General features: G+C 53.2%; 24 protein-coding genes, 2 tRNA genes and 1 pseudogene. 12 read left to right on the top strand and 15 right to left on the bottom strand.

The genetic code is table 11. From position 1 onward, the window contains the following. The first annotated feature begins 64 nt into the window (after positions 1-64). The gene (locus AC0VXT_RS07825; protein ID WP_475548187.1) at positions 65-832 is read left to right on the top strand and encodes an outer membrane protein; all 768 of its coding nucleotides are present in this window, start codon (positions 65-67) and stop codon (positions 830-832) included. Between the two features lie 172 nt (positions 833-1,004). Here the strand turns inward: AC0VXT_RS07825 and AC0VXT_RS07820 are convergent, their stop codons facing one another. After that, complete coding sequence (locus tag AC0VXT_RS07820; RefSeq protein WP_475548186.1) at positions 1,005-1,583, bottom strand: TetR/AcrR family transcriptional regulator; 579 nt, start codon at positions 1,581-1,583, stop codon at positions 1,005-1,007. A 110-nt stretch (positions 1,584-1,693) separates the two neighbouring features. On the opposite strand from AC0VXT_RS07820, the pseudogene AC0VXT_RS07815 reads away from it, so the two are divergent. The 5 genes and pseudogenes from AC0VXT_RS07815 to AC0VXT_RS07795 all read left to right on the top strand — a co-directional run. Then, positions 1,694-1,786, top strand: a pseudogene (locus AC0VXT_RS07815) (hypothetical protein); the annotation flags it as partial. Between the two features lie 72 nt (positions 1,787-1,858). After that, on the top strand, positions 1,859-2,494 hold the full coding sequence (locus AC0VXT_RS07810) for a YdhR family protein (RefSeq protein WP_475548571.1): 636 nt from the start codon (positions 1,859-1,861) through the stop codon (positions 2,492-2,494). A 222-nt stretch (positions 2,495-2,716) separates the two neighbouring features. Then, positions 2,717-3,931 carry an AI-2E family transporter gene (locus AC0VXT_RS07805; protein ID WP_475548185.1) on the top strand — a complete coding sequence of 405 codons (1,215 nt, stop codon included), beginning with the start codon at positions 2,717-2,719 and terminating at the stop codon, positions 3,929-3,931. Positions 3,932-4,066: 135 nt separating this feature from the next. Beyond that, positions 4,067-4,852 (top strand): AraC family transcriptional regulator, encoded by a 786-nt coding sequence (locus AC0VXT_RS07800; protein WP_475548184.1) that lies wholly within the window; start codon positions 4,067-4,069, stop codon positions 4,850-4,852. Positions 4,853-5,073: 221 nt separating this feature from the next. Further along, complete coding sequence (locus AC0VXT_RS07795) at positions 5,074-5,688, top strand: LysE family translocator (protein ID WP_475548183.1); 615 nt, start codon at positions 5,074-5,076, stop codon at positions 5,686-5,688. Between the two features lie 80 nt (positions 5,689-5,768). Here the strand turns inward: AC0VXT_RS07795 and AC0VXT_RS07790 are convergent, their stop codons facing one another. Further along, the gene (locus AC0VXT_RS07790; RefSeq protein WP_475548182.1) at positions 5,769-6,842 is read right to left on the bottom strand and encodes a hypothetical protein; all 1,074 of its coding nucleotides are present in this window, start codon (positions 6,840-6,842) and stop codon (positions 5,769-5,771) included. Positions 6,843-6,916: 74 nt separating this feature from the next. Further along, the gene (locus AC0VXT_RS07785; protein WP_475548181.1) at positions 6,917-10,888 is read right to left on the bottom strand and encodes a hybrid sensor histidine kinase/response regulator; all 3,972 of its coding nucleotides are present in this window, start codon (positions 10,886-10,888) and stop codon (positions 6,917-6,919) included. Positions 10,889-11,035: 147 nt separating this feature from the next. Between AC0VXT_RS07785 and AC0VXT_RS07780 the strand changes: the two genes are divergently transcribed. Beyond that, positions 11,036-11,449 (top strand): hypothetical protein, encoded by a 414-nt coding sequence (locus AC0VXT_RS07780; RefSeq protein ID WP_475548180.1) that lies wholly within the window; start codon positions 11,036-11,038, stop codon positions 11,447-11,449. 74 nt (positions 11,450-11,523) lie between these two features. On the opposite strand, the gene AC0VXT_RS07775 is transcribed toward AC0VXT_RS07780, so the two are convergent. The 3 genes from AC0VXT_RS07775 to AC0VXT_RS07765 form a co-directional block, all read right to left on the bottom strand. Continuing rightward, positions 11,524-12,624: a TRAP transporter substrate-binding protein gene (locus AC0VXT_RS07775; protein ID WP_276653885.1), complete on the bottom strand. Its 1,101-nt coding sequence runs from the start codon at positions 12,622-12,624 to the stop codon at positions 11,524-11,526. 275 nt (positions 12,625-12,899) lie between these two features. After that, on the bottom strand, positions 12,900-13,991 hold the full coding sequence (locus AC0VXT_RS07770) for a TRAP transporter substrate-binding protein (RefSeq protein ID WP_475548179.1): 1,092 nt from the start codon (positions 13,989-13,991) through the stop codon (positions 12,900-12,902). Between the two features lie 158 nt (positions 13,992-14,149). Beyond that, positions 14,150-14,668, bottom strand: a complete 519-nt coding sequence (locus tag AC0VXT_RS07765) for a hypothetical protein (protein WP_022733582.1) — start codon at positions 14,666-14,668, stop codon at positions 14,150-14,152. 241 nt (positions 14,669-14,909) lie between these two features. Here AC0VXT_RS07765 and AC0VXT_RS07760 point away from each other — a divergent pair, with 241 nt between their 5' ends. Further along, complete coding sequence (locus tag AC0VXT_RS07760) at positions 14,910-16,235, top strand: protoglobin domain-containing protein (protein ID WP_475548178.1); 1,326 nt, start codon at positions 14,910-14,912, stop codon at positions 16,233-16,235. Between the two features lie 161 nt (positions 16,236-16,396). On the opposite strand, the gene AC0VXT_RS07755 is transcribed toward AC0VXT_RS07760, so the two are convergent. Further along, on the bottom strand, positions 16,397-17,260 hold the full coding sequence (locus AC0VXT_RS07755) for a helix-turn-helix transcriptional regulator (RefSeq protein WP_475548177.1): 864 nt from the start codon (positions 17,258-17,260) through the stop codon (positions 16,397-16,399). 322 nt (positions 17,261-17,582) lie between these two features. Between AC0VXT_RS07755 and AC0VXT_RS07750 the strand changes: the two genes are divergently transcribed. The 4 genes from AC0VXT_RS07750 (at position 17,583) to AC0VXT_RS07735 (ending at position 21,243) form a co-directional block, all read left to right on the top strand. After that, the gene (locus AC0VXT_RS07750) at positions 17,583-19,208 is read left to right on the top strand and encodes a TonB-dependent receptor plug domain-containing protein (protein ID WP_475548176.1); all 1,626 of its coding nucleotides are present in this window, start codon (positions 17,583-17,585) and stop codon (positions 19,206-19,208) included. Between the two features lie 76 nt (positions 19,209-19,284). Beyond that, complete coding sequence (locus AC0VXT_RS07745; protein ID WP_475548175.1) at positions 19,285-19,599, top strand: hypothetical protein; 315 nt, start codon at positions 19,285-19,287, stop codon at positions 19,597-19,599. Between the two features lie 110 nt (positions 19,600-19,709). Next, positions 19,710-20,855: an ABC transporter substrate-binding protein gene (locus tag AC0VXT_RS07740; RefSeq protein WP_475548174.1), complete on the top strand. Its 1,146-nt coding sequence runs from the start codon at positions 19,710-19,712 to the stop codon at positions 20,853-20,855. A 94-nt stretch (positions 20,856-20,949) separates the two neighbouring features. After that, the gene (locus AC0VXT_RS07735; RefSeq protein WP_475548173.1) at positions 20,950-21,243 is read left to right on the top strand and encodes a DUF2218 domain-containing protein; all 294 of its coding nucleotides are present in this window, start codon (positions 20,950-20,952) and stop codon (positions 21,241-21,243) included. Positions 21,244-21,312: 69 nt separating this feature from the next. Here AC0VXT_RS07735 and AC0VXT_RS07730 read toward each other — a convergent pair whose 3' ends face one another. The 8 genes from AC0VXT_RS07730 to coaD form a co-directional block, all read right to left on the bottom strand. After that, on the bottom strand, positions 21,313-22,272 hold the full coding sequence (locus tag AC0VXT_RS07730) for an energy transducer TonB (protein ID WP_475548172.1): 960 nt from the start codon (positions 22,270-22,272) through the stop codon (positions 21,313-21,315). 1 nt (position 22,273) lies between these two features. Then, entirely contained in the window at positions 22,274-22,681 is a 408-nt protein-coding gene (locus AC0VXT_RS07725; protein ID WP_102782624.1) for an ExbD/TolR family protein, read from the bottom strand. Further along, a complete protein-coding gene (locus tag AC0VXT_RS07720; protein WP_475548171.1) occupies positions 22,678-23,067 on the bottom strand; it encodes an ExbD/TolR family protein in 390 nt (129 codons plus the stop codon). The genes AC0VXT_RS07725 and AC0VXT_RS07720 overlap by 4 nt, the downstream gene beginning before the upstream one ends. A gap of 23 nt (positions 23,068-23,090) precedes the next feature. Continuing rightward, positions 23,091-23,990, bottom strand: coding sequence for a MotA/TolQ/ExbB proton channel family protein (locus AC0VXT_RS07715; RefSeq protein ID WP_475548170.1), 900 nt, complete (start codon positions 23,988-23,990; stop codon positions 23,091-23,093). Between the two features lie 268 nt (positions 23,991-24,258). Beyond that, a tRNA-Lys gene (locus AC0VXT_RS07710) sits at positions 24,259-24,334 on the bottom strand. A gap of 258 nt (positions 24,335-24,592) precedes the next feature. Next, a tRNA-Lys gene (locus tag AC0VXT_RS07705) sits at positions 24,593-24,668 on the bottom strand. A 152-nt stretch (positions 24,669-24,820) separates the two neighbouring features. Then, positions 24,821-25,324 carry a peptidylprolyl isomerase gene (locus AC0VXT_RS07700; protein ID WP_102782620.1) on the bottom strand — a complete coding sequence of 168 codons (504 nt, stop codon included), beginning with the start codon at positions 25,322-25,324 and terminating at the stop codon, positions 24,821-24,823. A 62-nt stretch (positions 25,325-25,386) separates the two neighbouring features. Further along, positions 25,387-25,914 (bottom strand): pantetheine-phosphate adenylyltransferase, encoded by a 528-nt coding sequence (gene coaD, locus AC0VXT_RS07695; RefSeq protein ID WP_101303930.1) that lies wholly within the window; start codon positions 25,912-25,914, stop codon positions 25,387-25,389. Positions 25,915-25,917 lie beyond the last annotated feature (3 nt).

Genomic DNA, 25,917 nt, shown 5'->3' with positions numbered 1-25,917 from the left:
CGGTAGATTCACCAGATAAAACTGTCCAGAATCAGATAATCGCGCCATTTCAGGAGGAACACAGGTGCATCGTTCTTTAAAAGCATTCGCCGTCGTTTGCACTGCTCTGAGCAGTTGCACGTTTTTCACAACCATCGCTTCTGCCGATCAAACTGCAAATTGGCAGGGTCTGTATGGTGGCTTGGCGCTTGGCGGTTCCTACAGCGCAGTAAAACCTGACAGTCGTGCGCTTGAAAGCGATTACTTTACGAACAACGGTACAAGCAGCGATAGCGCACAACTCAATCCACTCCTGAACCAAAACATTGAGGATCTGGATGTTACCGGTGCCGCCCTTTTTGGCTACGATTTCCAATCGGGCAATATGGTGTACGGTTTTGAAGGTGATTTAAGCTTCATTTCCTTTTCAGAGACAGAAGCAATAAGCCGCATTTACAACACCAACAACCAACCGTTTAACAGCGAATTGAAAGTTGAAAGCGACTTCTCGCTTAGCCTGCGCCCAAAGATTGGGTATGCAGTTGACAACTATCTGTTGTACGCGTCTTTCGGACCGTCAGTAAGCCGGTTCAAAACAACCCACAAGTTTAGTGACAATGCAGAAAGCCTGACATTTAGCGACACAAAGACAGTGCTTGGCCTGTCATCAAGCATTGGCGCCGGGTATCAACTCGATAGCGATTGGGTCCTGCGCGGCGAGTATCTGTTTAGCTATTATCCGGGTATTGTAAACGGCTCCGGCTATTTAGACGCTGGAAACACTGCTGATTTCGACTATGATGCTGACTTCATGTCCCACAATATTCGCTTTGCACTGATCAAACGCTTCTAATTATGTGATAGTGGATAACCAAATCGAAACGGCGTCCAGACGGATGCCGTTTTCGTTTTAGGTCCGTTGAATTACAAAACCGCCAGCATAAGTTTCGCCCTGCCGGGAGGCCATCCATGTTGGTGAGATGAAGTGTGCATTCGCCAGAGTCCAATTCGTGATCGTCAACACATCAGGCTGTCAAAAGCCCTGCTGCGGCGACCTTGATCGCGACGGAGACGTCATCTATGGCGCTGTCGTCACCTAAGGCGCGCGCCATGGTCAGCCCGCCGATCAATATCCCCAGAAAAGCCCATGCCTTGGCGCGTTGCTGTTGCGGATCGAACTGCGGCAGTCCTTTGGCAATCAAGGTTGCGATGGTTTGCATTTTGCGGTCGTACAGGGCGCGCGTTTGCGCATCTGCGCGCGTCATTTCCGGCGAAAGACTGGTCATCGCACAGCCACACGCAAAATCATCGCGATGCGCACGCCCGAGATAATACTCAATGAAGGCGTCGGTCCAGCCATCGCCATACTCACGCTGAAACCGTGGGATACCATCGATCACTTCATCAAGCCCAAGATCAAGTGCGGCCCGAAATGCCCCATCCTTTGACCCAAAATGGGCATAAAATGCGCCGGACGTCGCATTGGCCGCCTTGGCAATGCCATCAACCCCCACCCCGGCAAATCCGTTTTCACGAAAACCGCGACTTGCCGCGTCCAGCATGTTGCGGCGGGTTTCTTCCTTGCGCGTCAGGTTTTTAACCATGGGATCCTCAAAATATATCGGTCGTTATATTTTTAATTGACAGCCACACGATTGTCGATCATTCACTTATATAACGTTCGTTATATTTTTAACTTTACGGATCAACCACGATGACATCCGACATCAAACATACCGTGGATTTACCCCCAACCCAGATTGACCGCCGTGAATTCTTGACGTTCGCGGCGGCCGGCTTGGCCGCAACAGGCACAGGCCTTCTTATCCCGTCTTTGGCCGATGCCGGCCCCCTTTCGCAGAAAACAGGAACCCATCCCATGTCACAGAAAGCTTTTGTCTATACCGAACTTCAAATCTCGGCCCCTTTTGATCAGGTGCCGTGGCAGCAGATCAACGAGACGATTAAAACCAAACCGGGATTTTTGAACAAGACGTGGCTGTCGGGGGTTGGCAACAATTCGGCAGGCGGTATCTATGCCTTTGACTCAATCGAAAATGCGCAAGCATTCGTTACCGATTACTTCCCGGCCGAGGCCCGCAATTTCGGTGTCGCCCAGACCACCCGCATTTTTGACGCCACCGCAACAGCCGAGGCCAGCATTGATATGAATTCAGTGCATTACGGCGCGTCCCCGAAAACAACCCCGGCCGCATTTGTCTATACCGAGGTGCAACTTCATGTTTTGCCGTTTGATAATGGGCCATGGCGGGCATTTAATCCGGTTTTGAAACAACAACCGGGCCTTTTGTCCAAAACCTGGCTAAGCGGCCTTCACACCGGAACGGTTGGCGGTTTCTATGCCTTTGACTCCCTTGAAAACGCCCGAAAATTTGCCCTTGATTACTTCCCGGGTGAAGCCAAAACGTTGAACGCGGCCTTTTATACCCGCGTGTTTGATGCCCCGGTTACCGAGGCGGCAAGCCGTGACATGGCATCGCCCTTTTATGGCTGAGTGCTGAAACCTTCTTGATCAAAATCTTTGGGCGCACCATGCATTTGATGGTGCGCCCTTGATCTATTTGCGTGATTTTGCGTGATGCGGCACACTGATCACTACATACTTTGCCATCTGAGAACCCGATAGTGCGGAACATCCCCATCCGACAGGGCGTTAAACACGCGTAATGCTGCCGCTTGCAATTTTGCCCGGCAGGGACGAAGCGGAGCAAATTGCATGAGCGATCCAATCGCAGCGCAAGAAGACAGTCTGGATCAAACCAAAGCCAATGATACCCGGCAAGATGATGCCCGACAAGCAGCACGCGCGCGTGCCTACCGCCGTGCGCGGACAATATCGGTGATCGGGACGTTTGGGGTTCTGAGCCTTGGCTGCATTTACATCGCGCAGGACCTTTTATTCCCCATCACCCTTGCCTTTTTGCTGTCGCTGGTCTTTTCACCCGTGGTTCGGACATTCGCCCGGGTGCGTATTCCGCGTGTCCTGACGGCCTTTACGATTGTGCTGGGCTTAACTGCCACGGCCATTGCCGGGGTTTACGGGCTCAGTGGGCCGGTATCGGGCTGGATCGATGAAGCCCCGCAAATCGAACGGCAATTACGCTTGCGTCTGGCTGATCTTGGCGAACCGCTTGATAAGCTTCGCGATGCGCAAAAACAGGTGTCAGAGGCCACCGACCAAAACAATGAGGGCGACGACATTCAAAAAGTTGTCGTCGCCGAACCCAACCTGATCAGTCAGGCTGCCCAGGGCGCACCGGGCATTGCCACAGGCATTGCGCTGATGCTTGTTTTGTTGCTGTTTATCCTGTCGGGTGGGGATTTGGTTTATGAAAAAATGGTGCGCGCCCTTCCGACCTTTGGCGACCGGCGCAAGGGGTTGCGGATTGCCCATGACGTTGAACGCGAAGTATCGCGGTATCTTGCGACGATTTCGGCAATCAACATCATCCTTGGCATTGTCATTGGCACGCTTATGGCCGTTATTGGCATGCCCAACCCGTTCCTGTGGGGTGTTGCCGCCGCGGTTCTGAACTTTGTTCCGGTCCTTGGCGCGCTGTGCGGGGTCATGCTGGTGGGTGTTGTTGCATTGGTATCGGTCCAAACCACGAGCGAGGCGTTACTCGCCCCTGCCCTGTATCTTGCCTGCACCGCCCTTGAGGGACAGCTGATCACACCCGCCCTTGTCGGCAACAGGCTTCGGATCAACTCCATCGCCATCATTCTGGCGATTGCGTTTTGGGGTTGGCTTTGGGGCTTTGTCGGGGTGCTGGTTGCCGTACCGCTTTTGATTGTCACCAGTGTCATTGCCAATCACGTCGAAGGGTTGGGCGGGTTGCGCGAACTTTTGGGCCCGCATGTACCGGGCAATAACGGGACGGGTCTGGCACGGGGCAAACCCAAACCACCGGCACAAACCGAAACGCCGTAGGGTCATGTCGTCAAATTTCGGTACTCTTTCGCCCATCTGATGATTGCCAATCGCACGATATGCTGCCACCTTTGCGCCATGTCGCGCGATGAAATCACCATCCTTTCCCATGATTGCACAGGGGTCGAGGCCATTATGGCCAAGACACGGCACAGCTTTGCCAAACACACCCATGAAACATTCGGGATCGGATATATGTATGCGGGGGCGCAAAAGTCCGCATCCGGGCGCGGCATGGTCGAATCCGGTGCGGGCAACATCATCACGGTCAATCCGCGCGAAGTGCACGATGGTCATCCAATTGGTGATGGGCCGCGTGGCTGGAACATGCTGTATTTCGCGCCCGACCTGATTGCCGATGCCGCGCGCGATATGACGGATGGCAAAAGCGACCAATATAGCTTCGTCCAGCCGGTGATGGACCGACCAGATGTCCGCAACTGTTTTGCCGCCCTTTTTGATGCCATCACCAACGGCACAGCCAACGCGGCGCGATTGCGCCGTCAGGAAATGTTGTTGATCTTGCTGCATCATGCGGTGATGACACCGGACCACCCCGGCGCGCCGGGCTTGCCCACAGCATCACGCACCGCAGTTGCCAGCAACCGCATCCGGAACGCCAAGGCATTGCTTGACGATGCCCCGACCACATCGCACAGCCTTGACGACCTTGCCAAGGCAGCAGGCTTGAGCAAATTTCAAACCCTGCGCGATTTCACCCGCGCGACGGGCCTGACCCCACATGCCTATTTGATCCAGCGGCGTATTGACCTTGCACGCGATATGATCAAACGCGGCGAAACGCTTGCTGATATCGCCCATGGGGCGGGCTTTGCTGATCAAAGCCACCTCAACCGTCATTTTGTCCGGGCCTTTGGCATGACACCGGGCCGCTATGCCCGTGCAGTGCGGGAGAACTGAGCCAAGCATTCACAGACGACAAACAAAACAACAACCAACCAACCGTCATTCCCACGAAGGTGGGAATCCACCTTAGCCTCGACAGCCCATGGATTCCGGGCCTCCGCTTCGCTCCACCCGGAATGACGGACTTGGCGAAATCATCCTGCAATTTCGTTCAAGAATGCCCTGCCCGATCCGCCTATTTTGGCGATCAGTACAGCCAATTGAACGGAACCGCCATGATCACTTTTGAATATCTTCTGACATCGCTGATTGTTGTTTTACTGCCGGGAACCGGCGTGATTTATACCCTTGCGCTTGGATTGGGGCGCGGCACAAAAGCCAGCATCTGGGCGGCCTTTGGCTGCACGCTTGGCATTGTGCCGCATATGGCCGCCTGCATCCTTGGCCTGTCCGCCTTGCTTCATACAAGTGCGGTTGCGTTTGAGGTCGTGCGCTATCTTGGGGTGGCGTGGTTGCTTTATATGGCGTGGGGGATGTGGCATGGCACGGGCGCGATGAAAGTCACCGCCAATGACAGCCCGGCCAGCATCGCCAAAATCATCCGCGACGGGATTTTGCTTAATTTGCTCAATCCCAAACTGTCGGTTTTCTTCCTCGCCTTCCTACCGCAATTTGTTAGCGCTAACACGCCCGATACGACTGGCGAAATGACCCTGCTTGGCCTTGTTTTCATGGCGATGACGTTTGGGGTGTTTGTGGTGTATGGGGTCTTTGCTGCGGCCCTGCGCCGCCACATCATTGAACGCCCGAATGTCATGGGCTGGCTGGGCAAAGGTTTTGCCGGAGCCTTTATTGCAATGGGGACAAAGCTTGCGCTTACAAATGCCTAACACCGTTTGTTGAATTATTTGAGAGCGACAAACTGATTTACGTTCAAGATGTCCTGCTGACAAAGTCTCAGGATGACCTATTAATCATCATTGGAAATTTCCAACATGCCCGCAAAGTCCATGGAGCGGCAATAATTATACTCAGCTGAGCGTGTCAGTTGATCCACGTATCCTTCGACTGACAGTACACTCTTGCAGTAAAAGTCATCAAAAAACGCAAATCGATAACATAAGTTCAATTTGTCCGGATGGTTTTCATCACACCAGTTAAGCGGGCTATCTCGTTCAAAAGACTTGTAACGTTGCACCCAATCCTCTACGGCCTCAGGAAGCGTAGATTTAGCGTACTGATTTGCTGCCTCACGCAGTTTAAAAATCGATAATTCATCTACATTTTCGAGTTCCCACGCGTGAGACATTTCAGTAACAAAAAACTCGGAAATCAGTTTTGGCTTGACCGCATGAGTAGAAATGAAATTCTCAACATGCTCACAGTCATTCTCTCGAAGCAAAACAAGCATTTGTGCAAATTCAGGGGCCTGCCAATAGTGCTCAAGAACAAGCGGCTCGGGCGCAGGTGGATTCTTGCTTGGAAACACGGTCGAATAAAAGCAAGTTCTGTTCAAATGGTTGAGCAACTGATTGACTGCACTTAAATGCCCTGTGCCCAGAGGCTTGAGGTTCTCAACATAGTTTCCCGCCCACTTTTTGTCCCTAAACAGCCCCATGTAAGTTACGTAGGCACTTCCGTACAAACTACCGCGCTTTACACTTTCAAAAAGATACGAATATGTCTTCCGGCCCTTATCGCTAGCAGTGAGCGCGCCCTGTATGAAACTCTTACGTATGCTGAACGCCTTGAAATAACTTTCGGCGGATTTTTCTGAATCCGGCACAGCCAAATCTTCAATGACGTGCTCTTCCTGATTACGGTATAGCCCTATTAATGCGCTCTGAAGGTAAGAGTGCCCTAACGCTTCATCTTTGCATTTTTCTGCCAGTTCGACCGTCTCATCAATCTCCGTATCCGAGACAAAGATAATCGAAGATAAATCTGAACATTCTTTTATATCAGTGGCATTGGCCCCATCCATGGCACTTACACCAAAGAAGACAAAAGCAGCACAAGGAATCAAAAACCGATATATTGCCACGCCTTACCACCGAATTATTTATTCGCCTTAAAGTAGTAGGTTAATGCAGCCACACCTTAAGTGACAAATAATTATTACTCCGCCGCATCACTCCCCAACCGATTAAGTGCGCGCGTCATCAATGCCCGCAGTTTCGCTGGCCGCAGAGGCTTGTTGAGCAGCGAGAAACCCTGATCGCGGATCAGGTCGCTGGTTTCTGTGGCGCGGTCGGCGGTGATGAGCACGCCCGGTACGTTAACGCCGTGAACATCGCGCAGTTTGATCAGGCAGTCGAGGCCGGTCTGGCCGGAATCAAGGTGATAATCGGCAAGGATGATGTCGGGTGCAAAGGCTGGTTTGCCATCTGTGCCGTCCTTGGTCAGCATTTCTTCGGCAACTGCGCCAGAGCGCGCGGTTGCGACGACGCAATCCCAGTTTTCGAGCATCGCGCGCATGCCATCCAGAATATCGGGTTCGTTGTCGATACACAGCACGCGCAAGCCCCCCAGTTCGCCCGCCATGCGGCGTTTGGGCTTGGTCGCGGTTTGCGGGGCGGCGATGCCCAGTGGCACATCAACGGAAAACACCGTGCCGCGTCCGGGGCGGGATCGCACCGAGACAGCGTGATCAAGGGACCGGCCCAACCGTTCGACGATGGCAAGGCCAAGCCCAAGGCCCTTTACATCGGTGGTTTCGGGGCCTTCAAGGCGATGGAATTCGCGGAAGATGATTTTCAGTTTATCCTCAGGGATGCCCGGCCCGCTGTCCCAGACCTCCACCCGCACATGATCACCGCGCACACGGCACCCGACCACCGCCCCGCCGGTTCGGGTATAGCGCATGGCGTTGGAAATGAAGTTTTGCAGGATACGACGTAGCAGGCGTGAGTCACTTCTGACCCAAAGGTCGCGTTTATGGACCTTAAAGCTAAGCCCCGCGTGTTCGGCGACCGGGCCAAATTCGGTTTCAAGCGCGCCCAACACATCGCCCAGCGCAAAGTCGCGAATGGTTGGCTTCATCGCGCCTGCATCAAGTTTGCAGATATCAAGAAGCTCGTTGAGCAGTTCCTCAACCCCCTTAAGCGATAGGTCCACCTTACCGACCAGATCAAACACATCCTCGGCCAGGCCATGCTTGCCGCCAAGGGCGACGGTGAACAGACGCGCGGCGTTGAGCGGTTGGAGCAAATCGTGGCTGGCGGCGGCAAAGAACCGTGTTTTGGTATCGTTGGCGGTTTCGGCCTGTTCCTTGGCGACCGACAATTCGGAATTAAGGACTTCCAGTGCGTGGGTACGTTCGGTGACGCGGGCCTCAAGCCCTTCGTTGGCTTCTTTGAGCGCCTGTTCGGCGGTTTTGCGTTCGGTGATGTCGTGATAAATACAAAAATAGCCCAGCACTTCGCCGGTTTCGTCAAAGTGCGGGATATAGGTGCCTTCGGCATAGCGGCCTTCGCGCACGCCGAGAATTCCGCGCTCGTCATTACGGTTGCGCGTGATCGCCGGGAATTCGATTTCAAAGCTTTGGCGGTATCCTTCAAGGACGAGCGCAATCATCGGGGCAAGATGGACATAGCGTTCCTCACCCACCGCTTCGCGGACGGCCATGCCATGCGCCTCAACCCGGCGCAGGCCAAACATCTTTTCATAGGGGCGGTTGGTAAAGCGAAGGCGCTGATTTTTATCGGCATAGGCGATCATTACCGGAATATTATCGGTGTAAATGCGAATGTTGCGTTCGCTTTCGCGCAAGGCCTCTTCGGTGCGCACACGCGCGGTGATGTCGGCAATGGTGGCGACAAAGCCGCCATCGGGCATCGGGTTGGTGCGGATTTCAAGCACCATGCCGTCGGACCGTTTGCGCTCATAGGTATGGGGCAAGCGGCGCATTTGCGGGGCGGCATTGCGGCCGAGGATAATATCAATATCAACCGCGCGCACAGTGTTTTCACGGCAAATCGCGACCAGTTCAGACAGGGGCAAGGTGACCTGAATGTCGCTGGTGGCAAGGCCCAGAAGATCAATGAAGCGATGATTCCAGGTTGCCAGACGCAGGTTCTGGTCAAACACCCCGACCCCCTGGGAAATGTTTTCAAGCGTATTGAGCAAAAGGTCGCGGTTAAACTTGATCGCCTCGGACGCCTCATCAAGCAATTCCATCGCATCGCGGCGCGATACGGCCTTATCGGGCAACAGCAACGCCATCACCACGCGCGATGATGCGGCACCAACCGCGCCAGATAGCAAATGTTCGGTAAAGTTTGCGGCATCAACATCGGCAATGTCGGACCGCTTGGCCGCACCCGCGCGTTGTTGCAGGTAATTGCGAAACGCACGCTGCGCCCAGTGTTTGCCCAAGAACCGTGCGGCGAGGTCTTCAAGATCGCCCAGCGTCACCCTGCCCGGCCATGTATCGGTGCGCGCACGGGTGTCTTTGCGCCAGACATCGACAAAGCGTTGGGCCTGACGACGTTGGGTCACCCCCTGCACGCCGACAGCCGACCCAACAAACATCAGAACGAAGTTCAGCCCCAGCGACCAGACCACCCCATGGGTCAGCGGATCTTCGATCCCAACACCCAGCAAGGCCTGCGGGCGCAAAATGCCGATGCCAAACGGCCCGTCGGTCAGGATCGATACCGGCAACAGACCACCCTGAACAAAGCCCGGCAGCAAAAGCGTATAGGCCCACAGAATGAACCCCCACGCCAGACCAAGGCGCACCCCGGTCCGGTTGATTGATTTGAGGTAAATCGCAGCCAAAACCGCCGGGGCAAATTGCGCCATCGCGGCAAAGGACAGCATGCCGATATCAGCCAGCGCATATTTTTCCGACAGAAACCGGTAAAACCCATAGGCCAGAAACAACAATACAATCACCGCCGCCCGGCGAACTTTGAGCAACACCTGACTGACATCGCCCGACATGCGGCTTTGCAGTTTTTCCGAGCGCAGCAAAAGCGGCATGACCAGATCGTTACAGACCATAGTCGAGACCGCGACGCACGATACAATCACCATCCCCGTACTGGCTGACAACCCGCCAATAAAGGCCAAAACCGCCAACCAGTTTTGCCCGGCCAATAAGGGTAAGGTCAGAACGAATGTATCGGGATTAACCGTCGGATCACCGCGAAACAGAAACAGCCCCGCCACCGCAATTGGCACAACAAAGATATTGATCGCAATCAGATAAGCGGGAAACAGCCAGCGCGCACTGGTCAGGTTGCGGCTGTCGTCGTTTTCCACAAAGGTCACATGGAACTGACGCGGCAGACAGAAAATCGCAAAAGCCGCCAGAAGCGTTGAAATAAAGAAATGCGAGGTTAGCCACGTATCGGGTTTAAATATTTGGCGCACGGTCGGATCGGCAATGGCGCGCGCATTCATATCGCCAAATCCGTCAAATAGCCCATAGACGACAAACACACCAACCAGCAAAAGGGCGACCAGTTTGACGATGCTTTCGAAGGCCACCGCCAGGATCAAGCCGTCATGATGTTCTGATGCGTGGATGTAGCGCACGCCAAACAGGATGGCAAAAACCGCCATCAAAATCGTGACATAAAACGCGGTGTCCTTGGAAAAGTCCGATGCCGAATGGCTGACGATCTGTTCGCCCAACTGACCAATCAAAACATCGAACGACAAAGACACGGCTTTGAGCTGAAGCGAGATATAGGCAAGCACACCCACCACTGCGATCACCGCAACAAGGGCGGCCAGACTTTGGCTTTTGCCATAGCGCGATCCCAGAAAATCAGCAATCGAGGTGATGTTTTGTTCGCGGCAGACCGTGGCGATTTTGGCCATGATGCCAAAACCGAAAATCATGATCACCAATGGCCCGATATAAATCGGCAGGAATGCCCAGCCGCGTGTTGCCGCCGTCCCGACCGAGCCAAAGAACGTCCAACTGGTGCAATAGACCGCCATGGAAAGCGCATAGATGGTCGGCTTAAGCTTGGACGCCCGCCATTTATCGGCATACTTGTCACCATAATGGGCAATGGCGAACAAAAGCCCGATATAGGCCATGGCAACAATAAAGATCAGTCCGCCCTGAAGCATCCGTGAATGGCCCTGTATAAGTATCTGTAATCTGGCTGCCAATTCAGGCAGTTATAATTATCTGTTATCGGGACTATACCACGACTGACATATTGTCTAAAACGACCCAAATCTCATTGCGACCAAAGACCTAAGAGAGTTGTTAAAATGGCTTCCGATTACGGATTTTACGCTGGTATTTTGCGCTTTGTCGCGAAGAAAACTGAAACCGAAGACCGGGAAATTCGCATCATGATGGGCCATCTGGCAGGGATTGCCGATGCGATTGAACAGACCGGGCGCTTCATGGTCGAACGCGATAATTGCGAAAGTGCCGCGCGCGCCTTTGCCGGTGTTGCCAAATTCCTTCAGGAACGCATCCTGCCCGAAGCATTGAATGCTGGCAATGAAGCCGCGGTCGAGCAGCTTAAATGGACAATTGAGACATCGTTGGTGCTGGCGGCTGAACTGGTCAAACGGGCGGCGAATGAGGAGCTTAAGGATCAGGACGCCTTTACGTTTGATGTGCCTGCTGCACCTGGCACCCAGCCTTCGGCATCGGGCGCGCCGACCGTCCACTAAGCCAATCGCAGCACACAAACAAAAAGGCCGACACCCGAAAGTGCCAGCCTTTTATTATTGTCAAATTCCTGCAATCAGGAAGCGTCGCGGGCAAATACCTTGGCGCGCTGCAAGAGTGCCGTTGCCTCGAATTCCTTACCATACGGTGCGGCTTTTTTGGCAAAATCCATCATCGACGCATAGATACGACCATTCAGGTCGTTCTTGTTCGCGATTTCTTCGACTGCGGCCTTGGACGCATCAGCAAAGGCAAGGATCAGATCGTCGTTGAAGTGACGGATTTCCGTCCCCTTATCAAGGATCGCCTGATAGGACTGAACGTTATTGAACGCAAAGTCGGCAAGGGTCTGATCGGTGTTGGCCTGTGCGGCAACCGCAACGATTTCGCGTAAATCTTCTGGCAGCTCGGCAAGTTTGTCCTTGTTGATAAAGACTTCAATGCCCGAACCCGGTTCGGCGAATGCCGGGGTGTAGTAATATTTGGCGACACTTGCCAGCCCGAACGCGTAATCGTTCCAGGGGCCGACCCATTCCGCCGCATCAATCGCACCGGACTGCAAGCTTGGCAGAATGTCGGAAGCCGGAAGCAGGGTCGGATTTGCACCGAGACGGCGCATGGCTTCGCCACCGATACCGGCATAACGGACTTTAAGGCCCTGAAGGTCATCAACGCTGTTGATTTCCTTATTGAACCAGCCACCGGCCTGAAGGCCCGTGTTGCCCGCGAGGAACGGCTTGGCGTTGAACTGGGCGTAAAGTTCATCCCAAAGTTCCTGACCACCGCCAAAGCGCAGCCAGCCGGAAAGTTCCCAGCCCATCAGGCCAAACGGAATGGTGGTAAAGAACGAAACCGCCGGGTCCTTGCCAAACCAGTAATACGGGGTGGCGTGTGCAAGGTCAGCAACGCCCTGCTCAACCGCATCCATGCATTCAAGGGCCGGAACCAGTTCACCCGCACCATAAACGGTGATGTTCAGACGACCACCGGACATTTTGTTCACACGCTGTGCAAACAGTTCACCATTGGCACCAAGGCCCGGTGTACCTTTCGGCCATGGCATTACCATCCGCCAATTGATGGTTTCTTCGGCTTTGACGATGGCTGGTGCGGCGGCTGTCGCGGCAAACGCGCCCGCTGCAACACCAGCACCGCTCAGAAACTGACGACGTTTCATTGTGGGGCTCCCAATCTTTTATTGGCAAATTTTTGCGTTAAACGATCACGAAGGTAATTTCGTAACCTTACATGCAGCCAAAGTTACGGTTTTTGCCGCCCCCAACAATTCATCTTTGCGGGATGCTGCATCACGCGCCTTGCATGGCATTTACATTACTTCCTTACAGTTCACCCTGTGGTTTCCATGCGAAAGGGACGGCCACATGGCCGCCCCTTTGTCTGACGGGACTTAAACGTCCCCAATGTGTGGTTCGTACGATGCGCTTTTTGGGCTTAGAAGCCCCAGACTTTCGCGCGGTGCAGAAGACCGGTGGCCTCGAACTCCTTGCCGTAGCGTGCGCCCTTCTTGACCAGATCAAGATAGCTTGCGGCAATGCGGCCAGACAGTTCATCCTTAGCGGCAATTTCATCAACAGCGGCCTTGGACTGTTCGGCCAGCGCCATGATGACTTCATCAGGGAACTGACGGACTTCAACACCCTTGTCGATCAGCGGTTGATAGGACTGCAGGTTATTGAAGGTAAAGTCCGCAAGGGTGTTTTCAGCAATCGCCTGTGCGGCATAGCGAATGATCGCCTGCATATCAGGTGACAGGCTGTTGAACTTGTCCTTGGAGATGAAAATCTCAAGCCCGGGTCCGGGTTCGTGGAAGGCCGGGGTGTAGTAGTATTTGGCGACCTGATACAGGCCAAATGCCAGATCGTTCCATGGACCAACCCACTCGGCTGCGTCAATCGCGCCACTTTGCATCGCAGGCATGATTTCGCCCGGCGGGATCATGGTCACGTTTGCACCGACACGGCGCATGGCTTCACCACCCAAACCGGCATAGCGCATTTTAAGGCCCTTAAGATCCTCAAGCGAATTGATTTCCTTGTTGAACCAGCCACCGGCCTGCATGCCCGAGTTGCCGGCATAGAACGGAACAACATTGAATTCGTCGTAGGCTTCTTCCCACAATTTCTGTCCGTCACCAAAGCGCAGCCAGCTGGACAATTCCCACGCGGTCAGACCAAACGGAATGGTCGAGAAGAAGTTCAGCGCCGGATTTTTACCCTGCCAGTAATACGGGGTGCCGTGGGCCATTTCGACCACACCCTGTTCCACCGCATCCATGCATTCGAACGGCGGGACGATTTCACCACCGCCAAAGACGGAGATGTTCAAACGGCCACCCGACATTTCCTTAACCATGGCGGCGAATTTTTCCGCATTGGTTCCAAGGCCCGGCGTGCCCTTTGGCCATGGCATCACCATGCGCCAATTCAGGCTTTCCTGCGCAGAAACAACTGCCGGTGCGGCAACGGATGCGGCAACCGCGCCGACACCGACACTGGCCCCTTTAAGGAACTGACGACGTTTCATTGGAATCCCCTTAAATTCTTATAATTTGGTGGTTTTTTGCGCGACCACCGACGTTCGTTGGGGGATTTTGGCTAAAACAGGCGTGGGTTTCCACTATTTTTGCGAAATCGATGAATTATTTTTTCATCGACGTTACGGAAAGCAGAGCTTAGAGCCCCCTACCCGATATAACGTTGATAGTCGGCAACGAACTGTTCGGGCGTTCCGGCACCAAGCGGGGTGTTGTAATACTGCTTCCAATAAGCCGCGAGTGCATTGATATCGTTTGGATCAGACGGCATTGCTGCGGGGGCGCGGTAATAGCGAATACGACACATCGCCGTTGCATAGGCCAGGTTGGTCGCAAGCTGGCTCGCCTTATCAGGCTGATCACCCGAACCGGTTGACGACGCCACAGCCGGACTGACGGCAAGATACGCATCGACCTTTGCCTTTAACGCCGCCCGGCTGGAATAATCGAGATAGTTTTCATAGCAATCATTTAGCGTGGCCGGCTCCATCTGATAAATGCCCATTGCCGGGCCGCCGCCAACCTGCTTGATGAAATCGCCCAGATGGCTTTCATGGGCGGCGGTCCCCATGATCAGATTTTCGGCCACATCCGGAGCAGACAGATCCAGCGCGGCAAGAACCGGGCGGACGACGAGGGTACGTAATTGATCGGGATTAATTGGCATGTTCGCACCTTTGCGATCTATGTGAATGAAACCATCAGACACACGACGCGGCAGGTCGGGTTTTGGGAAAAATTTCAGCCCGTTTTGACGTTTAAAACGTCTTGCAAAGGTAAAACTATTCTAACGGAAGGCGGGAAACCATACCAACGCATAGTTCACAATGAAGATCAGTACCCAACCTAGACTTACAGAAGGATATCCAATCACATAGAGCGCATTTTATCGCCTTGGGGGACAATACATGCATCCGGAAATTCGACGTCGCCTTGAATTTATTGATTTCAACGACACAAAGGCCAAATTGCTTAAAAAAGCGTGGCCGGTCATTGATAAGAACATCGCGCCAATTCTGGATGTGTTTTACCAAAAGGTCATGGGACGCCCGGACCTGGCCAAGATCATTGGAGACCCATCGAACATCGACAGCTTAAATAATGCGCAGCGCAAACATTGGGGAAAGCTGTTCGAGGGCACGTTTGATGATTCATTCTATGAAGATGTCCGGCGTATTGGCAAAGCCCATGAACGCATTGGTCTGACGCCTGAGTCCTATGTCTCGGCCTATAATTTCATGCTTGGTGAAATTACCTCCCTGTTGTTGAAGCATTTCCGCAAGGATGCAGATGTATCCATGATGGTGGTTGCGGCGACCAATGCCTTACTGGTTGATGTGGAAATGGCCATCACTGTCTATTACGAGGAAACTCAGAATACCTACAACCGCAAACTTCATGACATGTCGACCGAGTTTGAAACAACCATTGGCACCGTCGTTTCCGCGGTTGCGACATCTGCTGACGAAATGTCGCATGCGTCAAACACGCTTCTTGCCAGCATGAATGAAACCCAGTCCGAAGTTGAAAAGGCACGCGGTGCTGCGGAAATATCGGCTGATAATGCTACGACAGTTGCCGGGGCGGCAGAAGAACTTGATAGCTCCATCCGTGAAATATCCAGTCAGATTTCACGCGCATCGACCATATCAAACGAGGTGGAAGCATCGGTCAAATCGACGTCCGATACGATCGAAACCTTAAATACCGCAGCAGAGCAAATTGGTACCGTTGTTGATCTGATCGATAAAATTGCCAGTCAGACCAACCTTCTGGCCTTAAATGCGACGATTGAGGCTGCCCGCGCGGGTGAAGCCGGCAAAGGCTTTGCCGTGGTCGCAAGCGAGGTCAAGAATCTTGCCAATCAAACCGCCAAGGCAACCGGCGATATCACCGAACAAATTGATTCTGTTCAGGCAAGCACCGGTGCAGCTGTGACGGCGATCCGTGAAGTCGCGGGGCAAATCGGTGCGATTGTTGATGCCGTAACCGCTATTTCAGCCGCTGTTGAACAACAGGCCGCTGCCACCACCGAAATCAGTGGCAACATCAATACAGTTTCCTCGGCCAATCGGGATGTGAATACCAGCCTTGAAACCGTCAACGGGACGGCCAGCAGAACCAGTTCCGTCGCAGCAGAGGTGTCCGAAGTCTCGAAAACACTTCAACGCAATTCTGAACAGTTGCGTGCTGATGTTGATGCCTTTGTTAAACGTCTGACATCTAACGACTAAGCACGGCCCAAATCCATCCGCAGCCCAAAGCAGGCGCAAGGAACGTCCTCCTTGCGCCTGACGTCGTTTTACCGTGCAGGTGTTAGACGTAAACCAAGGCAAAGTAGGTTGATTAATGATGTTCCAATTTAATCATATAATCAGATAAAATGATCTGTTTCTTAACGATCACGAGAATCTGACGGGGACATGCCAAAGACGCGTTTGAAGGCCGTGGCAAAATTGGCTGGACTTGAATATCCAGCCAGCCAAGCGGCCTGTCCAATGGTCAGGCCGTCTTTTTCCATGGCATCCCGCGCAGCGACAAGACGGGTTTCTCGGATAAAATCCTTAATTGTCGTACCATAAGCATTCTTGAAAATACGCTGTAGATTGGCAACGCTCATCCCCAAAGATAGTGAAAGAGTGGTCAGGCTCAAATCATCAGGTATATGCTCAATGATAAATTCACGAATTTCTTGTGCTTTGAAATACTGATCAATCGGATCTGGTTCTTTCTGGGTATTCTCTTCCGCCTGTAAGGCGCCAAGAGCTTCGGCAAAAATCTCAAGACCACGGCTTTCAGAATAAAGCTCACGAAGCAGCGGCTCGTCCGTCTGTGGATAGATCAACTGATTTGCCAGCGCAAGTATCCGTCGCGAAGGCTGCCAGGTACGTACGGAAATACCCGATTGAAAAAAATCGACAATTCCACGATAGCGCGACGGTGATTTTTTCAATTTCTCGACAACCCAATCCAGATGGGCCGAAATCATGACTTTGCTGATTTCGCTTCCTTTATGGATGTAGCGCCGCACCTTGGATGGCTGTGACACGGACCAGATAAAACCAACCGGATGGTCACGTGCGTCCAGATCAACCGGGACGCCATCAAACTCCGCCTGCACACGTCCTTTAAGAACAATGGCAACCTTGACCGCTGCCCCGACTTCATAATCGGCAATTGCGTCCGTCATCTCCATCGTATCGGAGGTGTGAATGTCAAGATATGAACGGGTATCGCTAAATGACATTCGACCGCTCATAAGCGCCCCGCCTCCTGCCAATAGTCCGCCCATGCCTTTGACACGGGAACCAAGTTTTTCCAATTCGCTCCTGGTAATAGAATCACGCCGTGTTACTGGCCGTTGCACTGTTACCACCACAAACCTCTCCTGCCGTTCCGACTTTTACGAAGTAGCATTAAGCAATTGCGCGAATGGCTAAAAATGCCTGTTGCGCAAGCACGTTTGACGATTCCGCAAACATCTCCGGCGATTTCGCAAACATCATTCCTGTTGCCTTACCGCTCTAGATAATAATATTCACAATCATTCGCATTTGCAATTTATTTGATAGGGAATGAACATGCCTCAGTTACACTTGCAAGACACATCTCCCCGGTTCGGGGGGCTATTCCGTTCCACCCTTCTTGCCGGTGTTGCTATAGCCGTGCTGCCTGTTGCAGCCTTTGCCCAAGCCAATCAAACCGATGAGGCCGAGAACGTTCTTCCGCCTGTGGAAGTTACCGCGTCCGTACAGTCCGGGCCAAGTCTTCCAGGTGGTGTGGAAATTGATCAGGACGATCTAGACCGTGCCAACCCGCAAACCATCAAAGATGTGTTTGCCAATGAGCCCTCAGTTCAGGTTTCTGGACCAACGGCAATTTCGCAAAAGATTTATGTTCAGGGCATTGAGAACACCAAACTCAATGTGCAGGTCGATGGCACCCGGCAGGTTGATTCCAGCTTCCACCATATTGGCACGGCGATCATTGATCCGGGCATGCTGAAATCAGTTGGTGTCGAGGCCGGAATTGCCCCGGCAGACGCAGGTCCGAACGCACTTGGCGGTTCCATGTCATATGAAACCAAAGATGCGCGCGATATTCTTGACGAAAATGATCCGTTCGGTGGCTGGGCAAAAATCCAGTACAACAGCAACACTCAAGGCTTCAGCGAATGGTTGACGCTTGCTGGTCAGCACGAAGGCTTTGAAGCACTGGCCTATGTTCAGAACAGCAATCAGGGCAACTATAAGGATGGTGACGGCAACGAAGCCGCTGGCACCGCTGATGGCAGCGAAAATGGCATGGGGAAATTTGCCTTTACCGGAAATGGTGGCGGTCGGTTTGAAGCATTTGCCAGCCACCTTGAAGATGAAGGTGTTCGTCCTGCCCGTCCGAACTTTGGCTCCTTGACCAACGGGGCTTCTCCCCAATGGATTTCATACAAGGATACTTCGCTTGGTGTCAGTTATGTTGATGAACAACCATCCGACATGTTGGCCCCGGACCTTAGCCTGAATTACAGTAAAACCCATCTTGATATTCCAGCACTCAATGGCAATACCCATCTTGAAGCCGAAATTGAAACACTTAACGGTAAAGCCGCCAATACCTTTGATATCGGCATGGGCAATATCACAACCGGTGTTGATTTCTATCACGACGAGGCAACCGGCGGCGGTGACACGGCCCGTCCTGGCGGTCTTGCAGGCCGGTTCACGGAAACATCGACGAATATCGGCCTATTCACCCAAGCGCGCCTGTCGCTGACGAATCGTTGGCGTGTCTCGGTTGGCGGTCGTGGTGACCAGCAATGGTTTGAAGGCATCGACGGATCGGATTTCAGCGAGTTTGGCCTAAGCGGCAACGCCAACACCGAATATGACCTGACTGATGACCTGATGGTTTATACCGGAATGGGAACGTCATTTGGCGGTCTTCCGATCGGGGAGACAGCAATTTATAACTATTCGGGCATGTGGGATTATACCGGATTCAAACCTTCACGGTCACACAACTATAAGGCAGGAACACGTTACCAGATTGGCCAAATGTCCTTTGACGGTAGCTTGTTCTACAACAAGATCAATGGTTCCCATTCGCTTGAATACACGACACGTAACACCACAAGCGAACTCGACACCCGCGGGTATAACCTGTTCGACAACCTGGAACTATGGCCCAGGCTTCGCACGCGTTGCTTATAGCCATACCGATGTTGAACGAAACGGTGGTGTTCCGCTGAGTAACGATGCGTCATACCAAGGTGTCCTTATTGGCGACATGATCAACTTCGAAGTCGGACATCGCTTTGAGGATTTGGGTATCCTGGTTGGCGGCAATTCCGAATTGGCCTTGGCCAACGATGATCCGGAAAAAGTTGGTAATGAAAAGCTAGATACCTATTTCGTTGCCAATCTTTACGGCGAATGGACGCCAGAGGCTCTTTCACGTTCTGTGACACTGCGTGTTGACGCGCTAAACATCTTTGACCGCGATTACGTGGCCCGCACAACTCCGGGCTATGACAGCAGTGCAATTGAGCCCTATCACGAGCCGGGCCGGACCTTCCTTGTCTCGGCGAAGGTTACATTCTGATCAGGTTCCTTATCCATAAACTTTCAATCCGTAATGAGTGACATTCTGTGCCGCTCATTACGGCGTTTTAGCCAAAATTCTTTGCGCATATCCCAACAGGATCAATCGAGATGAAATTAAACCGTTTCTTGAGCTTTCTCGCTGCAACCGTCATCGGCACCAGTGTGGCACAGGCTGGTGAGACCGTCACACTCGTTGACGTTTCGGGACGTGAAGTCACCGTTGAGGTGCCGGTGAAACACATGATCCTTGGAGAAGGACGTTTTTTGCCGTCTATCGGGATTCTCGATCCTGAAAATCCGGTCCGCTGGATTGCCGGGATGATGGGAGAGTTCAAACAACTCGATCCAGCATCCTTCGCCCAGTATCAGGCAAAATTCCCTGAAATTGACGACATCCCGCTGATTGGACGCAGTAATGAAGCGACCTTTTCAACCGAAAAGGCGATTACGGTTGAACCCGATGTCGCGGTCTTTGGGCTGTCTGGCGGGCATGGACCGGGATCAAGCAGCCACACAGTCCTGTCGCAGCTTGGTGCGGCCCATATTCCGGTGGTGATGATCGATTTTCGCAGCAAGCCGTTTAAAAATACGCCCAAAAGCATTCGCCTTCTGGGCAAACTGATGGGCAAGGAAGATCAGGCTGAGGCGTTCATTGAATTTTATACCAAAAATCTGACCAAGGTGACTGACCGCACCAAAGACATGACCGACAAGCCCAATGTTTTCCTTGAAAGCCGGGTTGGGCTTCAGGACCATTGTTGCGAAGCAATGGGCAATGAAATGATCGGGAAGTTCGTTCAGGTTGCAGGCGGCACCAATATTTTTGCCGATGACATCCCCGGTGTGATCAGCCAGATTTCGGTCGAGAAGCTGCTGGTTACGCAACCCGACATCTATGTCACCACAGCGGTTGGTTCAAACGGACTGGATGCCGAACAAAACGAAAAACGCATTGTTTTGGGGGCATCGACCAATGCCGAAAGTGCGCGAAAGTCACTTGCGCATAGTATGACACGTGTTGGCTTACCCGAGCTTGACGCCGTCAAATCCGGGCATGTCTATTCCGTTTGGCATCATGTCTATAACAATCCGGTCAATGTCGCGGCCCTGCAAGCCATGGCCAAGTGGTTCCACCCGACCGAGTTTGCCGATCTTGACCCGGATGCGACGCTAAGCGAGTTTTTTGAGCGTTTTCAGGCCGTCGATCTGAATGGTGTTTACTGGATTGGTCTTGATCAGGCGTCATCCTTGTAAACAACCACAGACATCGGAGCACATGATGAAAAACTACGCCAACGGCGCAGCATCTGCTGCGCCGCCGCTTTCGCGCCCGTAAGGAGACACAAAGATGTTTACCACCAAGGGATCGGTCAAAACGGATCATGCGGCAAAATACCTACAACAGCTTTGCAAGCATTTCGCCCACAAGGTTGCGGTTGAGCTTGATGATGTCAAAGGCGAGGTTGCCTTTCCAATGGGCCCCTGCACCATTAAGGCAACCAAGGGATCGCTGACCTTTTCCGGTCAGTCGCACAAGGCCGAAGGCATTGAAAAGATGAAAGCCGTGATCATTGTCCATCTTGATAAATTCGCGTGGCGTGAAGTCCCACTTGATTACCAGTGGGAAGATGGTACTGCCTGATCGGCATTGCGTCCCATTTCTCCAAGCAAAACCAAGAACGCCGACCAGATAAATGGTCGGCGTTTGTTTTTAGCGAATATTGTAGATCACAGGAATCGTGAGTGTGATCCGTTCCTCGATCATGTGCTCAGGAAAGGGCGGGAACTGTTTGACGCGTTCGATCATGCGTTGGGTTTCCCGATCCAACAGTTTTGATCCGCTGCCTGAAATCATCTCGAACACTTCAATCGATCCATCCTTGGCGATCACAACACGGATGCTGTTCTGACCCTCGATCCGGCGGCGCTTTGCCCGTTCGGGATACTCGCGGTAGCGGTTGAGCATCTGAACAACCGACGATTTATAATCAACCATGGCGGCCCGGCTGGCGGCCCCACCCCCACTGCCGCTTGATGAACTGGCAGCCTGACTTTGCGCGACCTCACCAACCGTCCCTTCGGAGTGGCTGGAATTGGTTGCCCCGGCGGGCGGTGTTGGTGCCGGTGCCTTTTGCGGTTTCGGGGTCTCGACCTTTTTGACCGGTTTGGGGGCTTCCACCTTTGTTACCGGCGGCTTTGGCTTCATCTGGACCGGCATCACATCGGCAAGTTTTTGAACCACGACCGGTTCGGGTTCAGGTTCCGGGACCGGCTCAACGATTTCAGGTTCGGGTTCGGGTTCGGGTTCTGGCACCGGTTCAGGTTCGACGACTTCGTCAACGACCGGTTCTGGTTCCGCAATTGGCTCGGGTTCCGTGACGGGTTCTGATTCCGGCTCCAGCTCGACCACCGGTTCGGGCTCTGGTTCCGGCTCGACCTCTTCAACCGGTTCTTCGGCCATACGGCTTTCGACGGAATCGGCGGCCTGCTGATCGGTTTCGGTTTCACCTGTCGTTGCTTGCCCAGCACCAAGCGAGATGCTGATACTTTGAACAGATCCCGCCCCGCCCCAGCCAGAAGGCTGCGGATCGGGCATCGCCAAGACGACACCCCCGGCAAGAACAAGCCCGGTCAGCCCGGTTGCAATCAGGAAATCTACGCGTTTTGACATATCATTCCTGTTCGGCTTCCATCGCGGTCATCAACTGCACTTTATCGATGCCAAGTTCCTGCAACCGTTTAAGCAATGCGACGACCTTTACACCATCTGTTTCACGATCAGCGCGGATTTCCACAGGACGACCGATATAATCAACCGGCAAGAAGGATGACAGGTTTTCAAGTGTGCCTTTCTGATCATCAATGCCGACCTCGCCCGCCTTGCCGAACCATAGAACGATGGTGTCTTCGGGCTGGCTTTCGGCCGTCTGGCTTGCTGGTGGATTGACGTCAAAGGGCCCTAGCTTTTGCAGGCTGCCGGCAATCATGAAGAAAATCAGCAGCAGGAACACGATGTTGATCAGTGGCAGCATCGGTTCTTGAACCGGACTATCATCGGCAATCTGAATACGGCGCTTCATTCCACAAGATCCACATCAGTAACGCCACCCCGGCCCAGCGCATCCATCACTTCGATAAGATGTTGCAAGTTTGCCCCGTTGATTGGGCGCAAGCGCACCGGCGCGCTGGCGTGATCACGCACCAGCATCTGTGCCAGCGCACTCAGCGATACAGCTTCGCCATTAAGAGATAGCTTGCCGTTTGCATCAACATTGATGGTCACGGGGCGGACATCGCTTTGACTGGTTGCCTTGCCATCCGTAATTGCCACCGACATCTCAAAGCCCTTCCAGTCAAGGAAGCTTGAGGCCAACATGAAAAAGATCAGCAGGATGAAGACGACATCAATCAGCGGCGTCAGACCGATCATCGGCGAAGAACCGCGATTACGTTCACGCAATTGCATTGGGCGTATTCCGGGATGGGTTTCTATTCAGCTGCGTGCCGCAGCTCTGCGACGTTGGAAGCCGGTGCGTGTGCCTTGTGCGACAATTCGTTGCGATTGACCACGATGGTACAGACGTCTTCCATAACGGCTGCTGTACGGCTGATAACGCCCTGCATCCACATATGAAACGCCGTTGCCGGGATCGCCACGACCAAACCGATTGCCGTCGTCAGAAGTGCCAACCAAATACCGCCAGACAATATTGAAGGATCAATGCGGCTGCCCGCCCCTTCCATCTTCTGGAAAGCATCGATCATGCCCATCACGGTCCCCAGAAGCCCAAGCAGCGGACTTAGGACTGCTACGGTCAACATAATGCGTAAACCACCACTAAGGCCGTCCACCTCCTTGCGTGCGCGTGCAGCAATCAAATCAGATGCCGCTTCACGCTCGGACGGGGACGCAACCGAAAGGCTCATGCCCGAAAGCCCGATACGTGCCGCAGGATGACGGCGGCGCGCCATCAGTTCGGCGGCTTTGGCCTCATCGCCATTGATCAGGTGGCGTTCAACATCACCGACGAAACCGTCTGCAAACACCCCGCGGCGCAGGAACCCGACAAGCTTGTAAAAGAACACCACCAACCCGATCAGGGCCATGGCCGCCAGAACCCAGCCGACAACACCCGCACGGTCCACTTGCTCAATCAACGGCAGCCCCATCAAACCATCGCCAAGAAAGCTTGTCTGGGTCGTTGCTGTGGTATCGACCGGCAGCCCAGTACTTGGGTCAACCAATACGGTTCCGTCCGCAGCAAGAGTTCCGGTCGCAGGTACATCGGCGGTCGCCACCGGCGGGTTTTGCAGCGCGCTTTGCATCGAGCTTTGCGGGGAGACTTGTGCATCACCGGATGTGACCTGCGGATTTACGGGTTCAGGCATGTGTCTATTCCGATCAAATATGTGATCATCACCGGAGACCCTGCTCCGGTGCGGGTGAAAATGATTTGCATTCTTTACATGAAATAGAATTGCGATGCAATCGCAACAGAACAGTTTTGCAGCTTTTTCGTGCATATCAGCGTCGCACCTCGTGCGCGGCCAATTGCCGTTACAGACAAAACACGCAGGACCAAAGACGGGAAAATAAAGTGGACCAAAGCCCGAATAAGCAAAACCCCCGGAACGTTTGGTTCCAGGGGTTTTGAAATGGTGAGCCCGACAGGATTCGAACCTGTGGCCAACTGATTAAAAGTCAGTTGCTCTACCAACTGAGCTACGGGCCCTCAACGTTGGTGAGCGGCGTTTTAATGGGACTGGCGTCATCGGTCAACCCCCCTTTTTACAGGAAATTGCATGCCTGCCATTCCGCCTGCGGAAAAGCTCCGAAAACCGAGCGTTTTTTCCATCAAAAAAACAGCCCCAAAATAACATTTCAAACGCCTGATTAAAATGTAAGGTAAAACAGGTGCTTGGCCTCGGCAGGATTGAAAAGTTCCGGAAAAGAAAAAACCTCCGAAACCGAAAAGGTTTCAGAGGTTTTTTGGTGAGCCCGACAGGATTCGAACCTGTGGCCAACTGATTAAAAGTCAGTTGCTCTACCAACTGAGCTACGGGCCCGTCGTGTTGGTGAAGCGCGTTTTAATGGCACAGGCGGCGCTGGTCAACACCTCTTTTCCATATTTTCCCGCTTTTTATGCTTTCAGGCCCTAAAACGCGAAAGCCGCCCCACAAAGGGACGGCTTTCGGTTGCAATTGATCGGGTCGCGCGCTTAGCTGGCGTCGGCTGCAACCTGCATTTTGATAATCTGATCAGGATCAGCGACCGAGCCATTGGCCCAAGGCGCACCTTTCTTGATCATATCGACATATTCCATCCCTTCGGTCACCTGCCCCCAGATGGTGTATTGGCCATCAAGGTGCGGTGCATCGGTAAAGCAGATGAAGAACTGTGAGTCTGCACTGTTCGGATTGGCCGAACGGGCCATGGAAACAGTGCCGCGACTGTGATGTCCCTTGGAAAATTCGGCATCGAGTTTCTGGCCGGAGCCCCCCGTACCGTTTCCGTCAGGATCACCGGTCTGGGCCATAAACCCTTCGATCACACGATGGAACACCAGTCCATCATAGAACCCCTCGCGGGTCAGTTCCTTAATACGGGCCACATGATTGGGCGCAAGGTCGGGGCGAAGCTGGATTACAACGCGGCCATCTTTCAGATCAAGATAAAGCGTGTTTTCCAGGTCCTGCGCACCGGCGTCGTTTGCGTTGGACATGGTTACAATTCCTAGTGCGAGTACAAATAGCGATAAAATACGAATAAGACGCATGGCCTGCGTTATTCCTTTTCCTCTGCCAGCTTCTGATGCAGGCGTTTAAGCACGTTGGCAGGGACGAATTCAGTAACGTCGCCCCCCAAACGGGCAATTTCCTTCACAAAGCGCGAAGAAACAAACTGCTGCTTTTCAGAAGCCATCAAAAAGACGGTTTCAACTTCCGGGGACAGCCGGGCATTCATCCCGGCCATCTGGAATTCATATTCAAAGTCAGAAACAGCCCGAAGTCCACGGAGGATCGTGCTTGATCCGTTTTCTTGGGCAAACTGCATCAAAAGCGAAGAAAATGGCTTTACCGAGGTACGGGCAGCAACCTCGCCCCCCGCAGCCTTAAGGGCCTCTTCAACCAATGTACAGCGTTCGTCTACACCGAACATGGGACCTTTGCCGGCGTTGATCGCAACGCCGACAATAAGCTTGTCCACAATTCGGGTCGCACGACGAATAATATCCATATGCCCCTGGGTAACCGGGTCAAAGGTGCCCGGATAAATCCCGATACGTGAGGCGGTAGCAGACATTTCAGTCATCGA

Source organism: Thalassospira sp. Z349TD_5 (genome assembly GCF_056173045.1).
This window is presented reverse-complemented; position numbering and strand designations above follow the sequence as displayed.

Coding starts and splice junctions, on each gene's coding strand:
- AC0VXT_RS07820 (WP_475548186.1), bottom strand. CDS start 1,583: ATGGTTAAAAACCTGACGCGCAAGGAAGAAACCCGCCGCAACATGCTG.
- AC0VXT_RS07810 (WP_475548571.1), top strand. CDS start 1,859: ATGTCACAGAAAGCTTTTGTCTATACCGAACTTCAAATCTCGGCCCCT.
- AC0VXT_RS07805 (WP_475548185.1), top strand. CDS start 2,717: ATGAGCGATCCAATCGCAGCGCAAGAAGACAGTCTGGATCAAACCAAA.
- AC0VXT_RS07800 (WP_475548184.1), top strand. CDS start 4,067: ATGGCCAAGACACGGCACAGCTTTGCCAAACACACCCATGAAACATTC.
- AC0VXT_RS07795 (WP_475548183.1), top strand. CDS start 5,074: ATGATCACTTTTGAATATCTTCTGACATCGCTGATTGTTGTTTTACTG.
- AC0VXT_RS07785 (WP_475548181.1), bottom strand. CDS start 10,888: ATGCTTCAGGGCGGACTGATCTTTATTGTTGCCATGGCCTATATCGGG.
- AC0VXT_RS07780 (WP_475548180.1), top strand. CDS start 11,036: ATGGCTTCCGATTACGGATTTTACGCTGGTATTTTGCGCTTTGTCGCG.
- AC0VXT_RS07775 (WP_276653885.1), bottom strand. CDS start 12,624: ATGAAACGTCGTCAGTTTCTGAGCGGTGCTGGTGTTGCAGCGGGCGCG.
- AC0VXT_RS07770 (WP_475548179.1), bottom strand. CDS start 13,991: ATGAAACGTCGTCAGTTCCTTAAAGGGGCCAGTGTCGGTGTCGGCGCG.
- AC0VXT_RS07765 (WP_022733582.1), bottom strand. CDS start 14,668: ATGCCAATTAATCCCGATCAATTACGTACCCTCGTCGTCCGCCCGGTT.
- AC0VXT_RS07760 (WP_475548178.1), top strand. CDS start 14,910: ATGCATCCGGAAATTCGACGTCGCCTTGAATTTATTGATTTCAACGAC.
- AC0VXT_RS07755 (WP_475548177.1), bottom strand. CDS start 17,260: ATGAGCGGTCGAATGTCATTTAGCGATACCCGTTCATATCTTGACATT.
- AC0VXT_RS07750 (WP_475548176.1), top strand. CDS start 17,583: ATGCCTCAGTTACACTTGCAAGACACATCTCCCCGGTTCGGGGGGCTA.
- AC0VXT_RS07745 (WP_475548175.1), top strand. CDS start 19,285: ATGATCAACTTCGAAGTCGGACATCGCTTTGAGGATTTGGGTATCCTG.
- AC0VXT_RS07740 (WP_475548174.1), top strand. CDS start 19,710: ATGAAATTAAACCGTTTCTTGAGCTTTCTCGCTGCAACCGTCATCGGC.
- AC0VXT_RS07735 (WP_475548173.1), top strand. CDS start 20,950: ATGTTTACCACCAAGGGATCGGTCAAAACGGATCATGCGGCAAAATAC.
- AC0VXT_RS07730 (WP_475548172.1), bottom strand. CDS start 22,272: ATGTCAAAACGCGTAGATTTCCTGATTGCAACCGGGCTGACCGGGCTT.
- AC0VXT_RS07725 (WP_102782624.1), bottom strand. CDS start 22,681: ATGAAGCGCCGTATTCAGATTGCCGATGATAGTCCGGTTCAAGAACCG.
- AC0VXT_RS07720 (WP_475548171.1), bottom strand. CDS start 23,067: ATGCAATTGCGTGAACGTAATCGCGGTTCTTCGCCGATGATCGGTCTG.
- AC0VXT_RS07715 (WP_475548170.1), bottom strand. CDS start 23,990: ATGCCTGAACCCGTAAATCCGCAGGTCACATCCGGTGATGCACAAGTC.
- AC0VXT_RS07700 (WP_102782620.1), bottom strand. CDS start 25,324: ATGTCCAACGCAAACGACGCCGGTGCGCAGGACCTGGAAAACACGCTT.
- coaD (WP_101303930.1), bottom strand. CDS start 25,914: ATGACTGAAATGTCTGCTACCGCCTCACGTATCGGGATTTATCCGGGC.